17 protein-coding genes and 4 tRNA genes (1 of these 21 cut by a window edge) are annotated in these 18,691 nt (G+C 37.4%); 2 read left to right on the top strand and 19 right to left on the bottom strand.

The window, feature by feature from the left end; translation table 11 throughout:
* The 5 genes from MHB70_RS00475 to MHB70_RS00455 form a co-directional block, all read right to left on the bottom strand.
* Nucleotides 1–6, bottom strand: a tRNA-Val gene (locus tag MHB70_RS00475) (it extends 70 nt beyond the left edge of the window).
* Between the two features lie 4 nt (nucleotides 7–10).
* Nucleotides 11–85, bottom strand: a tRNA-Glu gene (locus MHB70_RS00470).
* An 8-nt stretch (nucleotides 86–93) separates the two neighbouring features.
* Nucleotides 94–184, bottom strand: a tRNA-Ser gene (locus MHB70_RS00465).
* 3 nt (nucleotides 185–187) lie between these two features.
* A tRNA-Asn gene (locus MHB70_RS00460) sits at nucleotides 188–262 on the bottom strand.
* Nucleotides 263–376: 114 nt separating this feature from the next.
* A complete protein-coding gene (locus MHB70_RS00455; protein ID WP_000544525.1) occupies nucleotides 377–844 on the bottom strand; it encodes a SprT family protein in 468 nt (155 codons plus the stop codon).
* 207 nt (nucleotides 845–1,051) lie between these two features.
* On the opposite strand from MHB70_RS00455, the gene cmpA reads away from it, so the two are divergent.
* Nucleotides 1,052–1,168 carry a cortex morphogenetic protein CmpA gene (gene cmpA / locus MHB70_RS00450; protein ID WP_001143642.1) on the top strand — a complete coding sequence of 39 codons (117 nt, stop codon included), beginning with the start codon at nucleotides 1,052–1,054 and terminating at the stop codon, nucleotides 1,166–1,168.
* A 58-nt stretch (nucleotides 1,169–1,226) separates the two neighbouring features.
* On the opposite strand, the gene MHB70_RS00445 is transcribed toward cmpA, so the two are convergent.
* The 6 genes from MHB70_RS00445 to acpS form a co-directional block, all read right to left on the bottom strand.
* A complete protein-coding gene (locus tag MHB70_RS00445; protein WP_000426215.1) occupies nucleotides 1,227–3,395 on the bottom strand; it encodes a Tex family protein in 2,169 nt (722 codons plus the stop codon).
* A 68-nt stretch (nucleotides 3,396–3,463) separates the two neighbouring features.
* Complete coding sequence (gene ndoA / locus MHB70_RS00440; protein ID WP_000635963.1) at nucleotides 3,464–3,814, bottom strand: type II toxin-antitoxin system endoribonuclease NdoA; 351 nt, start codon at nucleotides 3,812–3,814, stop codon at nucleotides 3,464–3,466.
* Between the two features lie 4 nt (nucleotides 3,815–3,818).
* Nucleotides 3,819–4,106 (bottom strand): antitoxin EndoAI, encoded by a 288-nt coding sequence (locus MHB70_RS00435; protein WP_000004570.1) that lies wholly within the window; start codon nucleotides 4,104–4,106, stop codon nucleotides 3,819–3,821.
* Between the two features lie 299 nt (nucleotides 4,107–4,405).
* Nucleotides 4,406–5,575 (bottom strand): alanine racemase, encoded by a 1,170-nt coding sequence (gene alr / locus MHB70_RS00430; RefSeq protein WP_061530254.1) that lies wholly within the window; start codon nucleotides 5,573–5,575, stop codon nucleotides 4,406–4,408.
* A 117-nt stretch (nucleotides 5,576–5,692) separates the two neighbouring features.
* Entirely contained in the window at nucleotides 5,693–6,643 is a 951-nt protein-coding gene (locus MHB70_RS00425; protein WP_002037834.1) for a LolA family protein, read from the bottom strand.
* Between the two features lie 156 nt (nucleotides 6,644–6,799).
* On the bottom strand, nucleotides 6,800–7,159 hold the full coding sequence (gene acpS, locus MHB70_RS00420) for a holo-ACP synthase (RefSeq protein ID WP_000635049.1): 360 nt from the start codon (nucleotides 7,157–7,159) through the stop codon (nucleotides 6,800–6,802).
* 92 nt (nucleotides 7,160–7,251) lie between these two features.
* Between acpS and MHB70_RS00415 the strand changes: the two genes are divergently transcribed.
* Complete coding sequence (locus tag MHB70_RS00415; protein WP_061530255.1) at nucleotides 7,252–7,824, top strand: rhomboid family intramembrane serine protease; 573 nt, start codon at nucleotides 7,252–7,254, stop codon at nucleotides 7,822–7,824.
* On the opposite strand, the gene uvsE is transcribed toward MHB70_RS00415, so the two are convergent.
* The 8 genes from uvsE to MHB70_RS00375 form a co-directional block, all read right to left on the bottom strand.
* Nucleotides 7,817–8,779, bottom strand: a complete 963-nt coding sequence (gene uvsE, locus MHB70_RS00410; RefSeq protein WP_000961174.1) for a UV DNA damage repair endonuclease UvsE — start codon at nucleotides 8,777–8,779, stop codon at nucleotides 7,817–7,819. The genes MHB70_RS00415 and uvsE overlap by 8 nt on opposite strands.
* Nucleotides 8,780–8,872: 93 nt before the next feature.
* Nucleotides 8,873–10,462: a DEAD/DEAH box helicase gene (locus tag MHB70_RS00405; protein WP_000206605.1), complete on the bottom strand. Its 1,590-nt coding sequence runs from the start codon at nucleotides 10,460–10,462 to the stop codon at nucleotides 8,873–8,875.
* 305 nt (nucleotides 10,463–10,767) lie between these two features.
* A complete protein-coding gene (gene murF / locus MHB70_RS00400) occupies nucleotides 10,768–12,144 on the bottom strand; it encodes a UDP-N-acetylmuramoyl-tripeptide--D-alanyl-D-alanine ligase (protein WP_000610669.1) in 1,377 nt (458 codons plus the stop codon).
* A 60-nt stretch (nucleotides 12,145–12,204) separates the two neighbouring features.
* A complete protein-coding gene (locus MHB70_RS00395) occupies nucleotides 12,205–13,290 on the bottom strand; it encodes a D-alanine--D-alanine ligase (protein WP_000161430.1) in 1,086 nt (361 codons plus the stop codon).
* Between the two features lie 238 nt (nucleotides 13,291–13,528).
* The gene (locus MHB70_RS00390) at nucleotides 13,529–14,803 is read right to left on the bottom strand and encodes an MDR family MFS transporter (protein ID WP_000799751.1); all 1,275 of its coding nucleotides are present in this window, start codon (nucleotides 14,801–14,803) and stop codon (nucleotides 13,529–13,531) included.
* 108 nt (nucleotides 14,804–14,911) lie between these two features.
* Nucleotides 14,912–16,327 carry an amino acid permease gene (locus tag MHB70_RS00385; protein WP_000809353.1) on the bottom strand — a complete coding sequence of 472 codons (1,416 nt, stop codon included), beginning with the start codon at nucleotides 16,325–16,327 and terminating at the stop codon, nucleotides 14,912–14,914.
* Nucleotides 16,328–16,550: 223 nt separating this feature from the next.
* Nucleotides 16,551–17,723: a homogentisate 1,2-dioxygenase gene (locus MHB70_RS00380; protein WP_000499906.1), complete on the bottom strand. Its 1,173-nt coding sequence runs from the start codon at nucleotides 17,721–17,723 to the stop codon at nucleotides 16,551–16,553.
* Complete coding sequence (locus MHB70_RS00375) at nucleotides 17,689–18,645, bottom strand: fumarylacetoacetate hydrolase family protein (protein WP_000674026.1); 957 nt, start codon at nucleotides 18,643–18,645, stop codon at nucleotides 17,689–17,691. The genes MHB70_RS00380 and MHB70_RS00375 overlap by 35 nt, the downstream gene beginning before the upstream one ends.
* Nucleotides 18,646–18,691 lie beyond the last annotated feature (46 nt).

The following is an 18,691-nucleotide window of genomic DNA, read 5'->3' as shown; positions in this document are numbered from 1 at the left end:
TCCTCCAAAGTGGTGACCCGTACGGGATTCGAACCCGTGTTACCGCCGTGAAAGGGCGGTGTCTTAACCACTTGACCAACGGGCCAATATGTATGGCAGAGAAGAAGGGATTCGAACCCTCGCACCGCGTTAGCGATCTACTCCCTTAGCAGGGGAGCCCCTTGAGCCACTTGGGTACTTCTCTGTATGGCTCCGCAGGTAGGACTCGAACCTACGACCGATCGGTTAACAGCCGATAGCTCTACCACTGAGCTACTGCGGAATAATGAAGACAATTTGTATCTTATAAAACTTCTCATCGTAAGTCAAGATGTTTTTTAACAATATCTTGCACAAACGTGACATGTTTATAATATACTGGATTGCGTTTTCACTGTCAAGATGTTTTCGCTACCGGTTTTAGTTTTCCCTTACACTTTCCACAGACATATCTTTTTGTATTTATTTGACGTCTTCTTACATATTGAAGCGAACACTCCATACATTCATACATATAAACCTTCTTTTCCTTCTTTTCCTTCTCTTCATTAATCATTCGCTTACAAAAACGTGGTGCACCTACCTTTTTTAATAGTTCACGAAAATCCCTATCCCGATGCTTATATCCTCTCCCTGTAATATGCAAGTGATAATGACAAAGTTCATGTTTAATAATCCCGACTAATTCTTCTTTACCATACATTTCATAATATCGATAATTCAGTTCGATATTGTGACTCTTCAATAGATAACGTCCACCAGTTGTACGTAATCTATTATTAAACATCGCTTTATGTAAGAATGGCATCCCGAAGTATCGTAGGGATACTTCTTCCACTAGCTGCTGAATTTCTTTCTCATGCATTCTCATTCCTCCTAAACAAAAAAATATTTTTACACTTTTCTCCCTTCCTATACATATATTAAATAGTACATATACCCATCCTCATTCAAGAAGCGTGGTTTCTAAAAATACGACATTAATAGAAATCCACTCATTAACCTCTCGTCAATAGTACCTTAACTACAAAGGTAAATTTTTGAGAGTAGGATTATACAAGGAGGGATTCCTATGCCTACATGGCTAAAAAAACAAATGCAACGTGCATATTTTGAAAAAAACCGGTATCAAATTAAATTGCTAAATGAATGCTGGTTTTATTATAGCAAAATACATCAAAGCTCATAATCCATTACACTTTCTACTCCATAAAAAAAAGAGCAGTTTTATCTGCTCTCTTTTCTTACTATTCAATCGGTAACATAGATAATGCAACACGACCTTTTTTTGTATCAATATCATCTACCCATACTTTTACGATTTGCCCTACAGATACAACATCTAATGGATGCTTTACAAACTGTTTGCTTAATTTAGAAATATGCACTAAACCATCTTGTTTTACACCAATGTCAACAAAAGCACCAAAATCAACAACGTTACGAACTGTCCCTTCCAGTTCCATACCACGCTGTAAATCTTCTAATTTCAAAATCCCTTTTTTCAGAAGTGGTTTTGGCAATTCATCCCTCATGTCTCGCTCTGGACTAATTAAGGCATCAATAATATCAACCAATGTCGGCTCACCGATCTCCGTCTCTTGAGATAATTTAGAAACATCCACTCCCTCTAAACTCTCCTGCAAGTTCGGTTTCCCTACATCATTCTTCGATAACCCTAGACTCTTTAGTAGCAATTCGACATTTTTATATTGTTCTGGATGGATCCCTGTACGATCTAACGGATTCGCGCCTTCTAATATACGTAAAAACCCAATACACTGTTCATATGTTTTCGCGCCTAAACGAGGGATTTTCTTTAATTCAGTACGCTTCGTAAATTTCCCATCTTCCTCACGCTTAGCTACAATATTTTTCGCAACTGTTTTTGATAACCCCGAAACATATTGTAACAATGCAACTGAAGCTGTATTTACATTCACACCAACTTGGTTAACTGCTGTCTCTACCACAAATGTTAACGATTCATTTAATCTCTTTTGAGTTACATCATGTTGATATTGCCCCACCCCTACCGATTTAGGGTCAATTTTCACGAGCTCAGCAAGTGGATCTTGCAGGCGTCTTCCAATTGAAACCGCGCTTCTTTCTTCAACTTGGAAATCAGGGAATTCCTCACGAGCTAAATCGGAAGCCGAATACACACTTGCCCCTGCTTCATTTACAATAATATAGAAAACATCCTGTTTCACACTTTGTAATACATCTACTATAAACTCTTCCGTTTCTCTAGAAGCTGTGCCGTTCCCAATTGCAATCATTTCAACTTGATATTTATCTATAATAGAAAGAACTTTCTTTTTTGCATCATCATATTTACGAACAGGTGGATGCGGATAAATAACATCGATATATAGAACTTTCCCCGTATCATCTACTACAGCTAATTTACAACCAGTTCTATATGCAGGGTCTACGGCTAGCACAACCTTCCCTTTCATTGGAGGTTGTAATAATAAATTACGTAAGTTCTCAGAGAAAATATGTATCGCTTGTTCTTCAGCTGTTTCTGTTAATTCTTTTCGAATTTCTCTTTCAATCGAAGATTGAATTAATCGTTTATAGCCATCCTCAATCGCTAATTGTACATAATGCGCACTTTTTGAATCGTTATCACGGATTACTTTCTTATATAAGAAAGTTATTATCTCATCTACTGGTGGAACAACAGAAACTCTCAATATATCTTCTTTCTCACCGCGATTCATCGCTAATACACGATGCGGTACTACTTTCTGCAACGGTTCTTCATAACTGTAATACATTTCATATATATTCTTTTCATCTTTTTCTTCGTCTTTTACAACCGAAGACATAACACCTTTTCTAAAAGTAACATTCCGAATCCAACTACGATACGCAGCTTCATCTGAAACGATTTCTGCAATAATGTCTTGCGCACCTTGCAACGCCTCTTCTGCAGATTCCACTTCTTTTTCTGCATTAACAAATTCCATAGCCTTTTTAGCCGGATCTTCTTTTTTATATAACAATAACCATTCAGCTAGCGGTTCTAATCCTTTTTCTTTTGCAATCGTCGCTTTCGTTCTTCTTTTCTCTTTATAAGGACGATATAAATCTTCTACTTCCTGTAGTTTCGTTGCGGCAACAATATGACGGCGCAACTCTTCGGTTAGCTTACCCTTTTCACCAATAAGACGAAGAACCTCTTCTTTCCTATCTTCAAGCTGCATCATATATTGCCATCTCTCTAAGATTGCACGAATTTGCACCTCATCTAAAGAGCCTGTCCATTCTTTTCGGTAACGAGCAATAAATGGAACTGTGTTACCTTCTTCTGTTAATTGAATAACATGACGAACTTGCTTTTCGGTAAAGCCTAATTCTTTCACTAACATTTTCATTAACGCTTGTCGATTATCTACCATTTCCATATACAACCGTAACCTCCTCTATAATAAAAAAAAGTTGCCCTTCAAAGAGAGCAACTTAAACTGCCGATTTAAAAATCTATTAGTCCTAAACTAATTTGTAACGCTTCATCTACACGAATCATCATCACTTCATCCAAATGAGTGATTTTGTCCGTTAAGCGTTGCTTATCGATTGTTCGAATCTGCTCAAGTAAAATAACAGAATCTCTCTCAAATCCATACTTTTTCGCATCAATTTCCACATGAGTGGGTAATTTCGCTTTTTGAATCTGTGCAGTAATAGCCGCTACAATCACCGTTGGACTAAAACGATTTCCGATGTCATTTTGAATGACAAGAACCGGACGAACGCCTCCTTGCTCAGAACCAACAACTGGGGAAAGGTCTGCAAAATACACGTCGCCGCGTTTTACAATCAAAATATTACCCCCCGCTAACTAAGCGTTCTACCGTATGAGCTGCTTCATACTCTGCTAAGAAAGCTTCAGATGCAATACCAAGATTAATTTTTCCCATTTCAATGTACCCACGTCGCATTGATTCATGTTGGTAGCGTTTCTTCGTCTTATGTTGACGCAATAACAGTTGTGTTGCCTGGCAAATTAGTTCATGGCGATTCTTATTCTCTTGTTTTCCAATTCCGTCCAATTCCGTTACCATTTGCTTTGGCAACCGAACCACGATTTCAGTAGTTACACTTGATTCGGACACAAAAATACACCTCCACCGTCAACTACACACCCAAATATATATATGACACCTATTGTAATAATACCATTGTATGGAGCCTGTTGCAAAGACTTCCTTATTCCTTGCTTATGTTTTCCAATTCACAGGAAAAACATTCATCTTCTATTATTTTTCATCTTATTTTAAACAAGGAACAAAAGAATTCCTATGCAAAACTTATATTAAAAGTGATTATAAGTAAAAGCTTCTCATCAAAAAAGAGCATATTTTCCATCAATAAAAAGCTCAATTAAATGACAAGAAGCAAATTAGATGATCTTCTATATATTATTCAAATAATTGATGATTTCTACAACTTTACCATGTCGTATAAATATTCTCGGCACACGGAAACTAATCGTTGCAATAATTTCATAATTAATAGTCCCGGAATATTCAGCAACCTCTGTAGCGCTAATATATTCATCACCTTGTCGTCCAATGAGTGTAACTTTCGTACTAAGCGGGACTTCACAAGGAAGATGAATCATGAATTGATCCATTGTTACTCTCCCTACAATCGGTACTCTTTTACCATCCACAAGCACTTCAAATCCTTGTAATCTTCTAAGCCAGCCATCTGCATATCCAATCGCAACAGTTGCAATCCATTCTTCAGTTTTTGTTCGGTAAGTGACGTTATAACTAATTCCATCCCCTTTAATCACCTGTTTAATATGAGCAACTTTCGTATGCAGTGATAACGCCGGTTCTAATTTAAATGGTAAAAAAGGACGTATTTCTACAGATGGGGATAATCCATACATCGCAATACCAATTCGTACTGCATTAAATGTAATTCCTTGAAAACGTAAAGTTGCAGCACTATTAGCTGTATGGACAAATTTAGGATCCACTCCGAATTCCTTCAACCAACTTAACTGCTGCAAGAACGTGTTATATTGCTTATCAAAATACGAAGTCTCAACCTCATCTGCTGTTGCAAAATGCGTATATACTCCTTCTAACTCTAAAAATGGTGCACCTTCTAAACTCTTTAAGAATTCTTTTAATTCTTTGCGTTCGCGTATTCCAATTCTCCCCATACCACTATCAAAATTAATATGGAATTTCATTATAGATGAACCATCCCATAGTTTGATGGCTTCTTCCACCCATTCTTTTTGAAAAACAGTTAATGCTACATCATTTTCAGCAGCTACATTTATATCTCGAGGCGGGGAAGGACCTAGCACTAAAATTGGTACGGTAATACCAGCCCTTCTAAGAACTAAGGCTTCATCTAAAAAAGCAACTGCTAATCTTGTTGCACCTGCTTCTAATGCGGTTTTAGCCACCGGTACATAATCGTGCCCATATGCATTCGCTTTAACTACAGCAAAAATCTCAACATTACTCGGAATGAACTCTTTAATATGCGTAATATTGTTATAAATCGCATCTAAATCCACTTCCACCCAAGTATCACGGTAAAATGACGCTTCTTCCATAAATACACTTCCTTATACACGATATGCGAAGCTTATTCTTTTATATGCTTCTTTTATGAAATCCACCTTCAAACTAAGAAAAGACGTGGTGCACATATATCACCACGTCTAAGAAGTTTACTTCACCTGCTTCGCTGTAACTGAACGAGCTACCATTAACAACTCATTCGGCTCTAAACCTTTAGACACGAGCATATATTCTACTCCGTTATGTGACCACGTTACAGATTCTTTCGTCAATGCACCAATCGTAAACCCAAGATCAACCGGCTCTCCACTTACACTTACTGCTGACGAAGCCTCTGCAACTTTTGCCTTTTCTTGTATTAAGGTAAAGGATTTCTTATTTCCAGTGTATGTGAGTATCGTACGCTTGCCACTGTCTGTCTTCAACTCTTTTTCGTCTTTCAGAGTCATGCCTTGCGGCGTATCACGCGGATACAAAATAGCAAATGGTTTGTCTTCTTTCGCTGTTGTTTGAACATCTACTTGCGCTCTAGACATATTTTGTTTCGTATCAAATGCACCTTTATCAAATTTCGCATCGAATTTCACTTTAGAGAAATCTACTTTCACAAGAACATTTTGATCATTATCCATTAATTTCACCGAAACTGGTGTTAAATCGCTTTTCTTCAATGTAATCTCTTGTTTCGGTAACATATTTTGATGTTGATAGTTTGTTTTTGTTTTGAAAATATAATATTTATCTGTTTTCTCGAAAGTAAGGTTTTTCTTATCCTGCAAAATATCTCTTACAAGTGATTCATATAAATAGGCCTGGCTACTATTTTGCGGCCAATCACTTTGAAAACGGAAACTCTTATTAAGCGCTGGAGTTAATACAAATACCCCTTCTTCATTTCTTAAAATAATTTGGCTCTGATCTTTTTTTGCATTCTGTAAATTCACACGATAAAAAGAAGGTTCTTTATGCCAAATTTCCACTTTATACTCCTGAGGCTCATTCCCTGTTTTAATAGTTAATTTCGCTTCAGCTTGATAACTTTTCATCCCTTTCACTTTCGCTTCTAAATCTCTCACAACATCATCTTGTTTCTTTTCCATACAGCCCGCCAACACAAAAACGGTCAATAAACCGACAAGAACTAAAAACAGACGCCTTTTCATCACTTCAGCCCCTTTGCCCCTATAAATGAATGGAAGGTGTACCTTCCTTATCGCTACCTCAAATATATGAGACAAGGATATGAAATATGCAGACTAGCGTGACGAGCTTTCTAAAACAACTTGTGCAACAGCAAATTCCTTACTATGACTAATTGATAAATGAACAATATGCTCTGTATTTGCAATAAGAAGCGGCTTCCCTCTATCATCATTTTTCACTTCAATATCTAAAAAACTCACTTCTTTCCCGATACCAGTGCCTACCGCTTTTGAATACGCCTCTTTCGCTGCAAATCTTCCCGCTACAAACTCTGTAAGGCGACTCCCTTTCAGTTCCATAGCAACATTACGTTCACTTTCAGTTAAAATACGTTCCATAAATTTAAGCTTTCCATCTAGCATTTTTTCAATTCGATTCAATTCAATAATATCTATTCCAATCCCTACAATCATTTCGAAATCCCCTTCTTCTATTTAGCTTTCTTCTTTCATATTGTAAGAATAACAGAGAATCATTCTGATGCAAAAGGAGTGATACTACCAGCATGCTAATACGACCCACTCGCATTTCCTTAAATCCAATCATCCTCTCTTTACTTCTTATTCAACTATTCATGATGATGTTAGGCGACTTCTTTCTCTTTCCAATGGCAGCTAACAATGAATATATCACTAAAGGAGAATGGTGGCGTGTCATAACTTCTCTGCTCGTACACGTGGACTTACAACATTTTCTTTCTAATAGTATTTGCTTATTTATTCTTGGCTCTTCTATCGAAAAACAACTCGGACACATTTCTTTTATCATTCTATTTTTTCTTCCCGGTATTTCCGGAAATATCGCTTCTTATATTATTATGCCTCCTGAATACATTCATACGGGAGCATCTGGTGGGATTTTCGGGTTACTAGGCGCCCAACTATTTTTATTGTACGATCGATACCGCCCTTCACACTCAAAAGAAATTGCTATTTTCTCAATCATGATACTTATATTACTATTATTTACTTTCTTTAATCCTTTCGCCAATCCTATAAGCCATTTAGCAGGATTAATAACCGGTGGTATTTTAACTCCTTTTTTAACAAAAAAATTCGATGGTGCTGAGCTTATTTAATGTAAAAGCTCGCACCATCGATAATTTCCACATCTATTTGTTTACTTAAGTCTCTCATGAGTTGAAATAAAGACTCATCCTTCTGCTTCGCCTCAATCATACAATCAATTTGCCCAACACTTCCCTTAATCCTTCTTAAAAAAGATAAGAATGCATCAACATCAATAAAATCAGCGTGTGCCCTCGGGTCTTTCTCATCTCTAGGACTGGAGATATGCATTTTAACTGGTAACAAAGATGTTTCCCACGTATGAACAACACGCGCCCAATCTTCATGCCAATCTTCTCGTTCATTGTTCATCGTATGATGATGCAAATCAAACACGACCGGAATGTCTAATTTTTCTCCTAAATACAATGTTTCCGCTAGCGTGAAGGTTGTATCATCATTTTCTAACATGATCATTTCTTGAATACCCCTTGGAACGTTAGACCAATTTTCTATAAAGCGTTCTAATGCGAGCTCTTTATCTTTATAACCTCCTCCAACATGTAATACACATCGTTGCTTATGTGCAATCCCCATACCTTTTAACATTTTTTTGTGCATCTGCAAAGTTTTTACTGACTGTTTAAAAATACTTTCCTCCGGTGAATTTAGTACAACAAAGTGATCCGGATGGAAATCAATACGCATATTCATACGAATTGCGTATTCACCTAGCACTTTTAAACTTTCTTTTAATGGACGAATATAGTTCCACTCTAACAACTCCTCATGATTCGCTAAAGGAATAAGCTTAGAACTAAGTCGAAAGAAAGATATATCATGCCCCTTATTATGCTTTAATAACCGCAAGCAATTTTCCAAATTCGAATTAGCGATTCTTTCAAGTTTACGAATCGCAGCCTCTCGATCATCAATCCGTTGAAACTGTGCATATGTCATCGTTTGAGATGGAGATGCGTTCTTCAAATGCACACTCATCGCAACATACCCAAGCCTTACAAGCATATCGTACCTCTTTTCTACATGAGTTATTATGTAGTATGTACAATTTTAGAAATAAAAAAAGAGAATGCCAACAAAGGGCATTCTCTTTTTTTATTAAGCTTGTGGACGGCTATGATGTTTTCTTTCGCCGCGTCCATTTGAAGAAGATCCAGGGCGACCTTGACCTTCACCTCTACGACCACGGTTACCATCACGGCCACCATCACGATTGCGATCACGGTTACGACCATCGCCACTGCGTCCGTCACGGTTACGGTCACGGTTACGACCATCGCCACTGCGTCCATCACGACTACGATTACGGTTACCATCACGGTATCCGCCTCCGTTACCACCGCGTTTTTTAGAACCGCCACCTCTTGAAACAACTGGTGGTTCTGATGTTAAAGCGATTGGTGTTGTATCTGGCTCTTTTGTCATCATTTTTAAAGCAGCAGCTACTACTGTTACAGAGTCGTTCTCTTCTAACATTTCTTCTGCAATACGCTTGTAGTATGATAAGTTATCATTTTCAATTGTGCTTTGAAGTTTTTCAGCGATTAAACGTTGTTGACCTTCTAGTGCCTCGTCAAGTGTCGGTGCTTCCATACGGTCAACCTTACGTTTTGTTGTACGCTCGATATTTTTTAATTGTCCTGATTCACGTGGTGTTACAAATAACATTGCAATACCTTTTTTACCTGCACGGCCAGTACGACCGATACGGTGAACGTATGATTCTGGATCTTGTGGGATATCGAAGTTGTATACGTGTGTTACGCCTGAAATATCAAGACCACGCGCAGCAACATCTGTTGCAACAAGAACTTCAATAGCACCTTCTTTAAATTTACGTAATACAGACATACGTTTCGCTTGTGTTAAGTCACCATGAATACCTTCTGCTGCATAACCACGTAAGTTTAATGCTTCTGATAATTCATCAACACGACGCTTTGTACGACCGAATACGATCGCAAGCTCTGGAGATTGAATATCTAGTAAGCGCGTTAATACGTCAAACTTTTTCTTTTCTTGCACTTCTAAATAGAACTGCTGAATGTTTGGCATTGTTACTTCTTTTGCTTTTACTTTAATGTGTTGAGGCTCAGTCATGAAACGCTCAGCAATACGACGGATTGGATCTGGCATTGTCGCTGAGAATAATAATGTTTGATGTGTTTCTGGCACATCTGTTAAAATTGCTTCAATATCTTCAATGAAGCCCATGTTTAACATTTCATCCGCTTCATCAAGAACAACAGTCTCAACGTTTTGTAGGCGAAGTGTTTTACGGTTAATATGATCTAAAATACGACCCGGCGTACCAACAATAATGTGTGGGTGTTTTTTTAGAGCACGAATTTGGCGGTTAATATCTTGACCACCATAAATTGGTAAAATACGAACGCGTTTATGTTTACCAATTTTGTATAGTTCTTCTCCAACTTGAATTGCTAATTCACGCGTTGGCGCGATAACAATACCTTGAACTGCTTCTTTACGAGTATCTACTTTATCTAATAGCGGTAATCCAAATGCTGCTGTTTTCCCTGTACCTGTCTGCGCTTGCCCAATAATATCTTTACCTTGCAATGCATGTGGGATTGTTTCAGCTTGAATCGGCGTAGCCTCTTCAAAGCCCATACTTTCAACAGATTGCAATAAAGATTCACTTAATCCTAATTCTCGAAATGTTGTCAATGTTACTTCTCCTTTTCTATCCTATACTTATCATTTAAAAAAAGGCATTTTCCGAATTGGCGGAAAAGCCCTTTTCCTGAATGCTCACGTATATAAACGGGCGTATTTCTACACGAAAATACTTTTAAACGTTATTACACTTTATCAATTATAAGTTTTGTATGTGCAAAAAGCAAACCCAACTGTTACCTTATTTTCATATTCAGGACTTTTTTTCTTCACTTTTATTTTTTAACATCCTCTGTAAGCGCTTATTATAAGTTTCTTCTATTTTCGTGACTATCATCCCTATTTATATTCACCAATTATTTCAACATCGTAATAACTTCTTCTAATTTCATACCACGAGATGCTTTAACTAATACAACATCGTTATTACCAACTACCGCCTGTAAATCTTTTACAAGCTCTTCTTTATTATGATAGGCCTTTACACGTTCACCAGGGAAATTAATTTCCGCTCCCTCAGCAATTTGAGCCCCTAATCTACCATATGTGAATACATATGAGATTTTTGCTGGGTCAATTAATTTACCTACTTCATAATGAAATTGAACCTCTTGGTCTCCAAGCTCTAACATATCACCAAGCACGACGATTTTTTGAGAAAAACCATCTAAACCATTCATTAAATGGAATGCTGCTTCCATAGCTGTCGGACTTGCATTGTAAGCATCATTGATAACTGTTAACCCACTATCCTTTTTTACAATTTCCATGCGCATACCTGTCATTTGAAGTGTTACTAAACCTTGTTTCATTTCTTCCCATGTCACACCAAAATGTTTCGCAATCGCCATGGAAGCAAGTGTATTATACACATTATGTTTCCCTAACACTGGTATATAGAATGAAATGTTTTCTTCTCTATTCATTTTAAAATGTGTGCCAGTTGCCTGTAATGTTACAGTCGTTGGATAGTAATCGTTTGCTCTGGCATCACCAAATGTTACTGTTTCCGTCGCTAAATTCATTTCAGGAACACGATTTGTTAATAATGGCTCATCTCCGTTATATACGAACACTCCGCCTTCTTGTAATCCTGCCACAATTTCTAATTTCGCTTCTGCAATTGCCTCACGAGAGCCTAAATCCATTAAATGCGCCTCACCAATGTTCGTAATGATAGCTGCATTAGGACGAGCTAACTTAGATAAGAATTCAATTTCTCCTCGGCTTGACATACCCATTTCTAATACAGCAACTTCCGTATTTTCTTCTAGGTTTAAAATAGTAAGAGGTAAACCGATATGGTTATTGAAATTACCTTCTGTTTTTTGAACTTTGAATTTAGTCGCAAGAAGGCTTGTTACAATATCTTTCGTAGATGTTTTACCGTTACTACCTGTCACACCAATAACTTTAACATCCAATTGATCGCGATAGTTTTTCGCTAACATTTGTAATGCCAATAGTGTGTCTTCTACAAAAATAACTGGAAGATTCTCAGGCGGATTTGCTACATCTTTCATCCATAATGTAGCAACAGCTCCATTTTCAACAGCTTTATCTACAAAAGCATGTCCATCGAAACGTTCACCTTGAATCGGAACATATAAATTTCCTTTTTCGATTTTTCTCGTATCAATAGACACTCCCTGTATAGTAATTCCCTCATACTGCTCTGCTAATCCCGTACCATTTATCATCTGTTCTACTTGTTTTAACGTTCGATTAATCATGAAAACACTCCTTACATAGAGGAAGCACTATTCCTTCGAATAGTGCCTCCTCCTTTTTTGTTATATTGTATATTTAATTTTTTGTTTTTCTTCGTGACGTTCAATCGCCAAACGAATTAGCTCTTCAATTAATTCTGGATATGGTAATCCAGTATGTTGCCATAATAGAGGGAACATACTAAACGGCGTAAATCCTGGCATTGTGTTTACTTCGTTAATATATACTTCTCCGTCTTTCGTTAAGAAGAAATCAGCTCGTGTTAAGCCTGCACCATCTAAAGATTGGAATGCAACAATTGCATCTCGCTTAATTACATTAGACTCTTCTTCTGTCATTTCAGCTGGAATAATTAACGCTGTATCACCATCGATGTACTTCGACTTATAATCATAAAAGTCCTTTTTCGGTACGATTTCACCTACAACTGAACATTTCGGTTCGTCGTTACCTAGTACACCAACTTCTACTTCACGACCTACGATATTTTCTTCTACAATAATTTTGCGGTCGAATTGGAATGCCTCTTCAAATGCACTCTCAAGTTCTTCACGATTTTTACATTTATTAATACCAACACTTGAACCAAGGTTTGCTGGTTTTACGAAGCAAGGATACCCTAACTTCTCTTCTACTTTGTCATAAGCTTCTTCGCGATTTTTTTCCCATGCACTACGAATGAAAGATGCATATTTCGCTTGTTTCAAACCAGCTTCTGCAAAGATATTTTTCATAACAACTTTATCCATACCGGCAGACGATGCTAGAACACCATTTCCTACATAAGGAATGTTCATTAATTCTAATAACCCTTGAACCGTTCCATCTTCACCATTTGGTCCATGTAGTAATGGAAAAATAACGTCGATAGCATCTTCCTCAGAAGTTGCAGATGGAATAATTTCCGTGCTTAATGATAACGGAGAAATCGAATTTTCTGCACCGCTCATTTTTAAAGCTTCAACATCCGTTACTTCACCTTCAATACGCTCACCGCGTACCCATTGACCTTGCTCTGTAATATAAATCGGATGAATCTCGAATTTATCTTGATTTAACGCTTTAATAGCAGCAAGAGCCGTCTGTAACGAAACTTGATGCTCAGCTGATTTTCCACCATATAATAAACCTAATTTAATTTTCGTCAATTAAATCACCCTAACCAATTGTTTTCATTTTTCTATTTTAGCACTTTTTATAAAAATAGGTAGTTCCTATTTGAAATAAAATGTAACTTCCACAAATAATTAAATGACACCACTTATTGGATTTCTACACTTTTCTATTTCATTTTCTTCACAACTACACAAAATGAAATGGCAACCTAATCTAGTTATGTACCTAAAATATGTAGAAATCCCCTTTTTGTGTATGTCACCTATTTTATTAAGAAGATTGTTTGGTTAGTGTGTCCTTTTGCCTTTGTTCCACAAGGCGATCTAAAGAAACGTATACAATACCTGCAACTAAACATCCTACACCTAAAATTGTAAATAAGAAATGTCCGAGTAATCTATCTAATAAAAAACCTCCAAGAAGTGGACCAAATGCACTTCCCGTAATCCACTGCAAACTCGCTGCTCCCATATAAGTTCCTCTCAAATGCTCAGGGGCCAAATTCGCTACAAACGTCATCTGTACAGGCGACATAATCATCTCGCCTAACGTATATATGGCATACACGAACATTAACGTCACTAAAATAATTGTAGCATTTGTATTAAATTCTCCAAACCACTTCGGTAACCACCCTATAAAAAACAAACCAATTCCAAACAAACACGCCCCGTATAACATCGTCTTTCCGACAGGTTTATCTGTCGCCCATTTTGAAATTTGAAACTGGAACAACACAACTAATAGTCCATTTAGCGCCATTAAATACGGGTATGGATTGTTAACTCCAAAAATATCCTTCATTTCATTATCAAAGTGAAGTGGTAACATGCCTTCTGTTTGAGAAAATCCCATAGAAATAATGATACCTGCTAACAAATAAATCATTAACGCCTTATCTCTCATTAAAACTTTCCAAACTGCACCTGATTCCTTCTCTGCATTCTCTTCTTTTTTATCTGCTGCTTTTGGCATTGTCTCCTGGATAAGAATTAGTACAAGTAATGCATAAAATAGCATCGTAGAAGAAGCAATAATAAACACAAGATTCTTTGACAACACCACTACTGATGCACCCATTATTGGACCGATTGCAGCACCTATATTGTGTCCCATTCGCAATAAACCATATGCTTCGGTTCTTTTTTCTGGCGCGGTCACATCTGCAACCATCGCTGATGCAGCTGGATGAAATAAAGAATTACTTAATCCTAAAAAAACAGATAAAATTGCATATGAAATAAACCCTTCTATAAATAAAAAACCGAGCATTAATAATGCATTACTTGCCATTGAAAATATCATAATCGGCTTTCTTCCATATATATCAGCAATTCTTCCACCTATAAGCGATCCAAAGCTTGCAGCAATTGGAGAAAGCGCCATAATAACTCCAACCTGTAATAAAGAATCTACCTTATCTTTTAAATATAATGCGAAAAAAGGCATTAACATCATCATCGCAATTCCATTCAATGTCTCACCGATAAATCGAATCCATACGTTACGATCCATTTCCCTTAGCTCACGCCATGTATTTTTCATATTTTCACCCCTTTAGTTGACCAACAATTATCTTATAATAGATTCAGAAAAATGTAAATTTTCAAATAAAAAAACCCATTCTAACAGAATTAGAATGGATTTTTCCACTTATAAATTCGCTACATCATCTTCTTTTTTACTATTATTTAAAACACTATGTTTTCGACTATATAAGAAGTAAACCGCTATACCGATAACCATCCATACTCCAAAACTAATCCACGCTGTCCCTGATAATTGAAGCATTAAGTATAAACAGAAAATTACTGTTAACGCTGGTAAAAATGGTACGAGTGGCGCCTTAAATGCTCTTGGTAAATCCGGATGAGTCTTTCTCATCACAATAACCGCAACAGCTACGAGTGCAAAGGCTGACAATGTCCCCATGTTTACAAGGTGTGCCAATACATTTAAATCTATTAATCCTGAAATCAATGCTGCAATAATACCCGTTGTCCATGTATTTAAAAACGGTGTTTTAAATTTCGGGTGAACCTTAGCCAGACGCTTCGGCAATAACCCATCACGGCTCATCGCATATGAAACACGAACTTGCCCATACATCATCACTAGCATTACAGTTGTAATCCCTGTGATTGCCCCTACTGAAATTACCCCCGCTAAACCATCTTGTCCAATAAATTGAAGTGCAAAAGCAACTGGATCTGATATATTCAGCTGTCCGTATGGAACAATTCCTGTCAGAATAAGTGAAACAACGATATAAAGAACTGTACATATTAATAACGATGCAATAATGCCGATTGGTAAATCACGTTGTGGACGTTTCACTTCTTCCGCAGCTGTTGAAACTGCATCGAATCCTATAAATGCGAAGAATACTGTAGCAGCCCCAGCCATTACACCATCTAAACCAAATGGCATAAAAGGCGTCCAGTTTTCAGGCTTCACATAATTAAAACCAGCAAAGATAAAAATAAGAACAACTGCTATTTTAATAAATACCATAATATTATTTACACGTGCACTCTCTCGAACACCCCTAGATAAAAGAGCTGTCATCACTAAAATAATTAAGACTGCAGGCAAATCAATTATTCCACCTTTTCCTGTGCCTGGGGCCGAAGAAAGAATGGTCGGAATATGAATCCCAAATCCCTTTAGTAAAGACTGAAAATAAGCGGACCATCCATTTGCTACAGCAGATGTAGCAAGTAAATATTCAAGCATTAAATCCCAACCAATTAAAAACGCGAATACTTCTCCCATCGTCGCGTACGTATATGTATATACGCTACCCGAGACAGGAACTGAAGAAGCAAATTCAGCATAACAAAATGCAGCAAAGGCACAGGCTAATGCGGCTATCGCGAATGATAATATAATAGCTGGTCCAGAATGTTTTGCTGCCACTACGCCTGTAAGAACGAAAATACCAGTTCCAACAATCGCTCCGATTCCAAGCATAGTTAAATCCAGTGCGCCCAATGTTCTCGCTAACGTTTTTTGCTTACTTTCTTGCATTAACTTTGCAATAGGCTTCTTTTGAAAAATTTGCTTCATCGTCCACTCCTCCAAGTTTTAAATTTTCTGAAAATTTTTAATTCGCTTTTTTATTTTACTCATAACACTTTTTCTCGTCAATACTTTTGTCGAAATAAGTAGAAATCTTTCGGAATATACAATATCCTTATTATTCTTTCTGAGAATCTTTCTATCACCTTATTTTGGTGTCATTATACATATTAAAGAGGCGTGCCCCTTTATTGAGCACGCCTCTTTTTGCTTATTTCACAGTATATGAACCATCTTCAATCCAGCTATACATATACTTTTCATCTTCCGTTTCATGTGCTTGTTTTACAATACGAAGCGGACGGAATGTATCTATCATAACGGCTAATTCAAGCGTCTCTTTTTTTCCGATACTTGCCTCTGTTTTCCCAGGATGCGGCCCATGAGGAATTCCGCTCGGGTGAAGTGTAATAGACCCTTCTTCCACACCTTTTCGGCTCATAAAGTTTCCTTCTACATAGTACAGTACTTCATCACTATTCACGTTACTATGATAATACGGTGCCGGGATAGATTCTGGATGATAATCGTATAAACGCGGTACGAAAGAGCAAATGACGAAATTATGCCCTTCGAATGTTTGATGTACTGGTGGTGGCTGATGAATACGGCCTGTAATTGGTTCAAAATCCTCCACATTAAAGACCCACGGATATAAATAACCATCCCACCCAACAACATCTAGCGGATGATGCCCTAAAACATACTTATGCATATATCCTCTCGACTTTGTCATTACGACAAACTCACCTTTCTCATCATATGTCTCTAATTTTTCCGGGCCACGAATATCTCTCTCACAAAACGGGCTATGTTCTAACAATTGCCCATATTCATTGCGATAGCGACGTGGTGTTGTAATTTGGCTATTCGCCTCTACAACAAGAAACTTAGTCTCTCCTTCATCTGGAATAACACGATAAATCGTTCCAATTGGGATCGTTACATAATCACCTTTTCTATAGTGAATCGTTCCGAACATTGTTTCGATTTTTCCTGTTCCATAATGAACAAATAACATTTCATCGCCATCGCCATTACGATAGAAATAGTCCATTTTTTCTGTCGGAGTCACTACTCCAATTAATAAATCCTCATTCCCAAGCATAAAATTTCTTCCGCTTACTGCATCGCCCGTTTTTTTATTTTCTTTCGTGCGAAAATGACGATGTGCAAGAGCTACATCTTCTTCATACTGCAACTGACAAGAATGAGATACTGCCGCATGACCTACTTCCGTTGGCATATAATGATGGTACAAAATAGACTGCGTACCAGAAAAACCTTTCGTTCCCATTACCTGTTCACGATAAAGCGCTCCATCTTTTTTACGAAATTGTACATGTCGTTTATGAGGTAGCTCCCCCATGTGACGATAAAACATGCCCATCACCTGCTTTCATGTCTTTTTTGACCGTATTACGTAACGTACCTAAACCAGTAATCGACAGCTCTACAACATCTCCATCTTGTAGCCACTCTTCTGTACCAAGTTCTAAAATACATCCTGTTCCTACTGTTCCAGAACCGATCACATCTCCCGGATATAAGGTCACGTCTTGTGAAGCACGTTCAATCATTTCAGCAAACGTATAGTAAATATCTTGGAAATTTCCCTTTGATAATAGTTTCCCATTCACGTGAGCAGTCATCTCTAAATCATATCGATTACCATTACGATAAATGTCTAATTCCTCTTTCGTAACGAGATACGCTCCTAATGAAGTTGCAAAGTCTTTTCCTTTTGCTGGTCCAAGCCCTACCTTCATTTCTGTTGCTTGTAAGTCCCTTGCACTCCAGTCGTTCATAATACAATAACCAAAAATATATTCCTCTGCTTGCTCACGAGAAATATTTCTTCCTTCTTTTCCGATTACACAAGCAATCTCTAATTCATAATCAAGCTTTTTAGACTTCTTCGGACCAATTACAAAATCATCTGGACCAATAACAGCACGATGGTTAGTAAAATAAAAAACCGGGACATCATACCATTCAGGTACAACATCTAGTCCTCTTCGTCCGCGAGCTGTTTTTACATGCTGTTCAAATGCATAAAAATCTCGAATGCTACCCGGATTAGGAATAACAGCTGTCAATTGTACTTCTTCTAAGGAATATATACCCTTGTTTGGATTCTTACTATTACGCAGCAGCTCTACATACTCATCCGCTTTCTCTAAAAAGGCGAGCATAGAGGAAGGGACTTTTCCGTCACTAGCAAGATTCATATCGATTACTTTGTCACCTTCAAGCCACCCAGCTCGCATTTCTTTCGAAGGGAGACGAAATGTAACAAATTTCATCATAATTCCTCCCTATGAAAATGAAATTTCCACCAGCAAAAGAATT

It is taken from the genome of Bacillus sp. FSL M7-1020, from assembly GCF_038050415.1.
GTDB lineage: Bacteria > Bacillota > Bacilli > Bacillales > Bacillaceae_G > Bacillus_A > Bacillus_A toyonensis.
The sequence above is the reverse complement of the archived record's forward strand: the minus strand, read 5'-3'. Positions and strand labels throughout refer to the sequence as shown.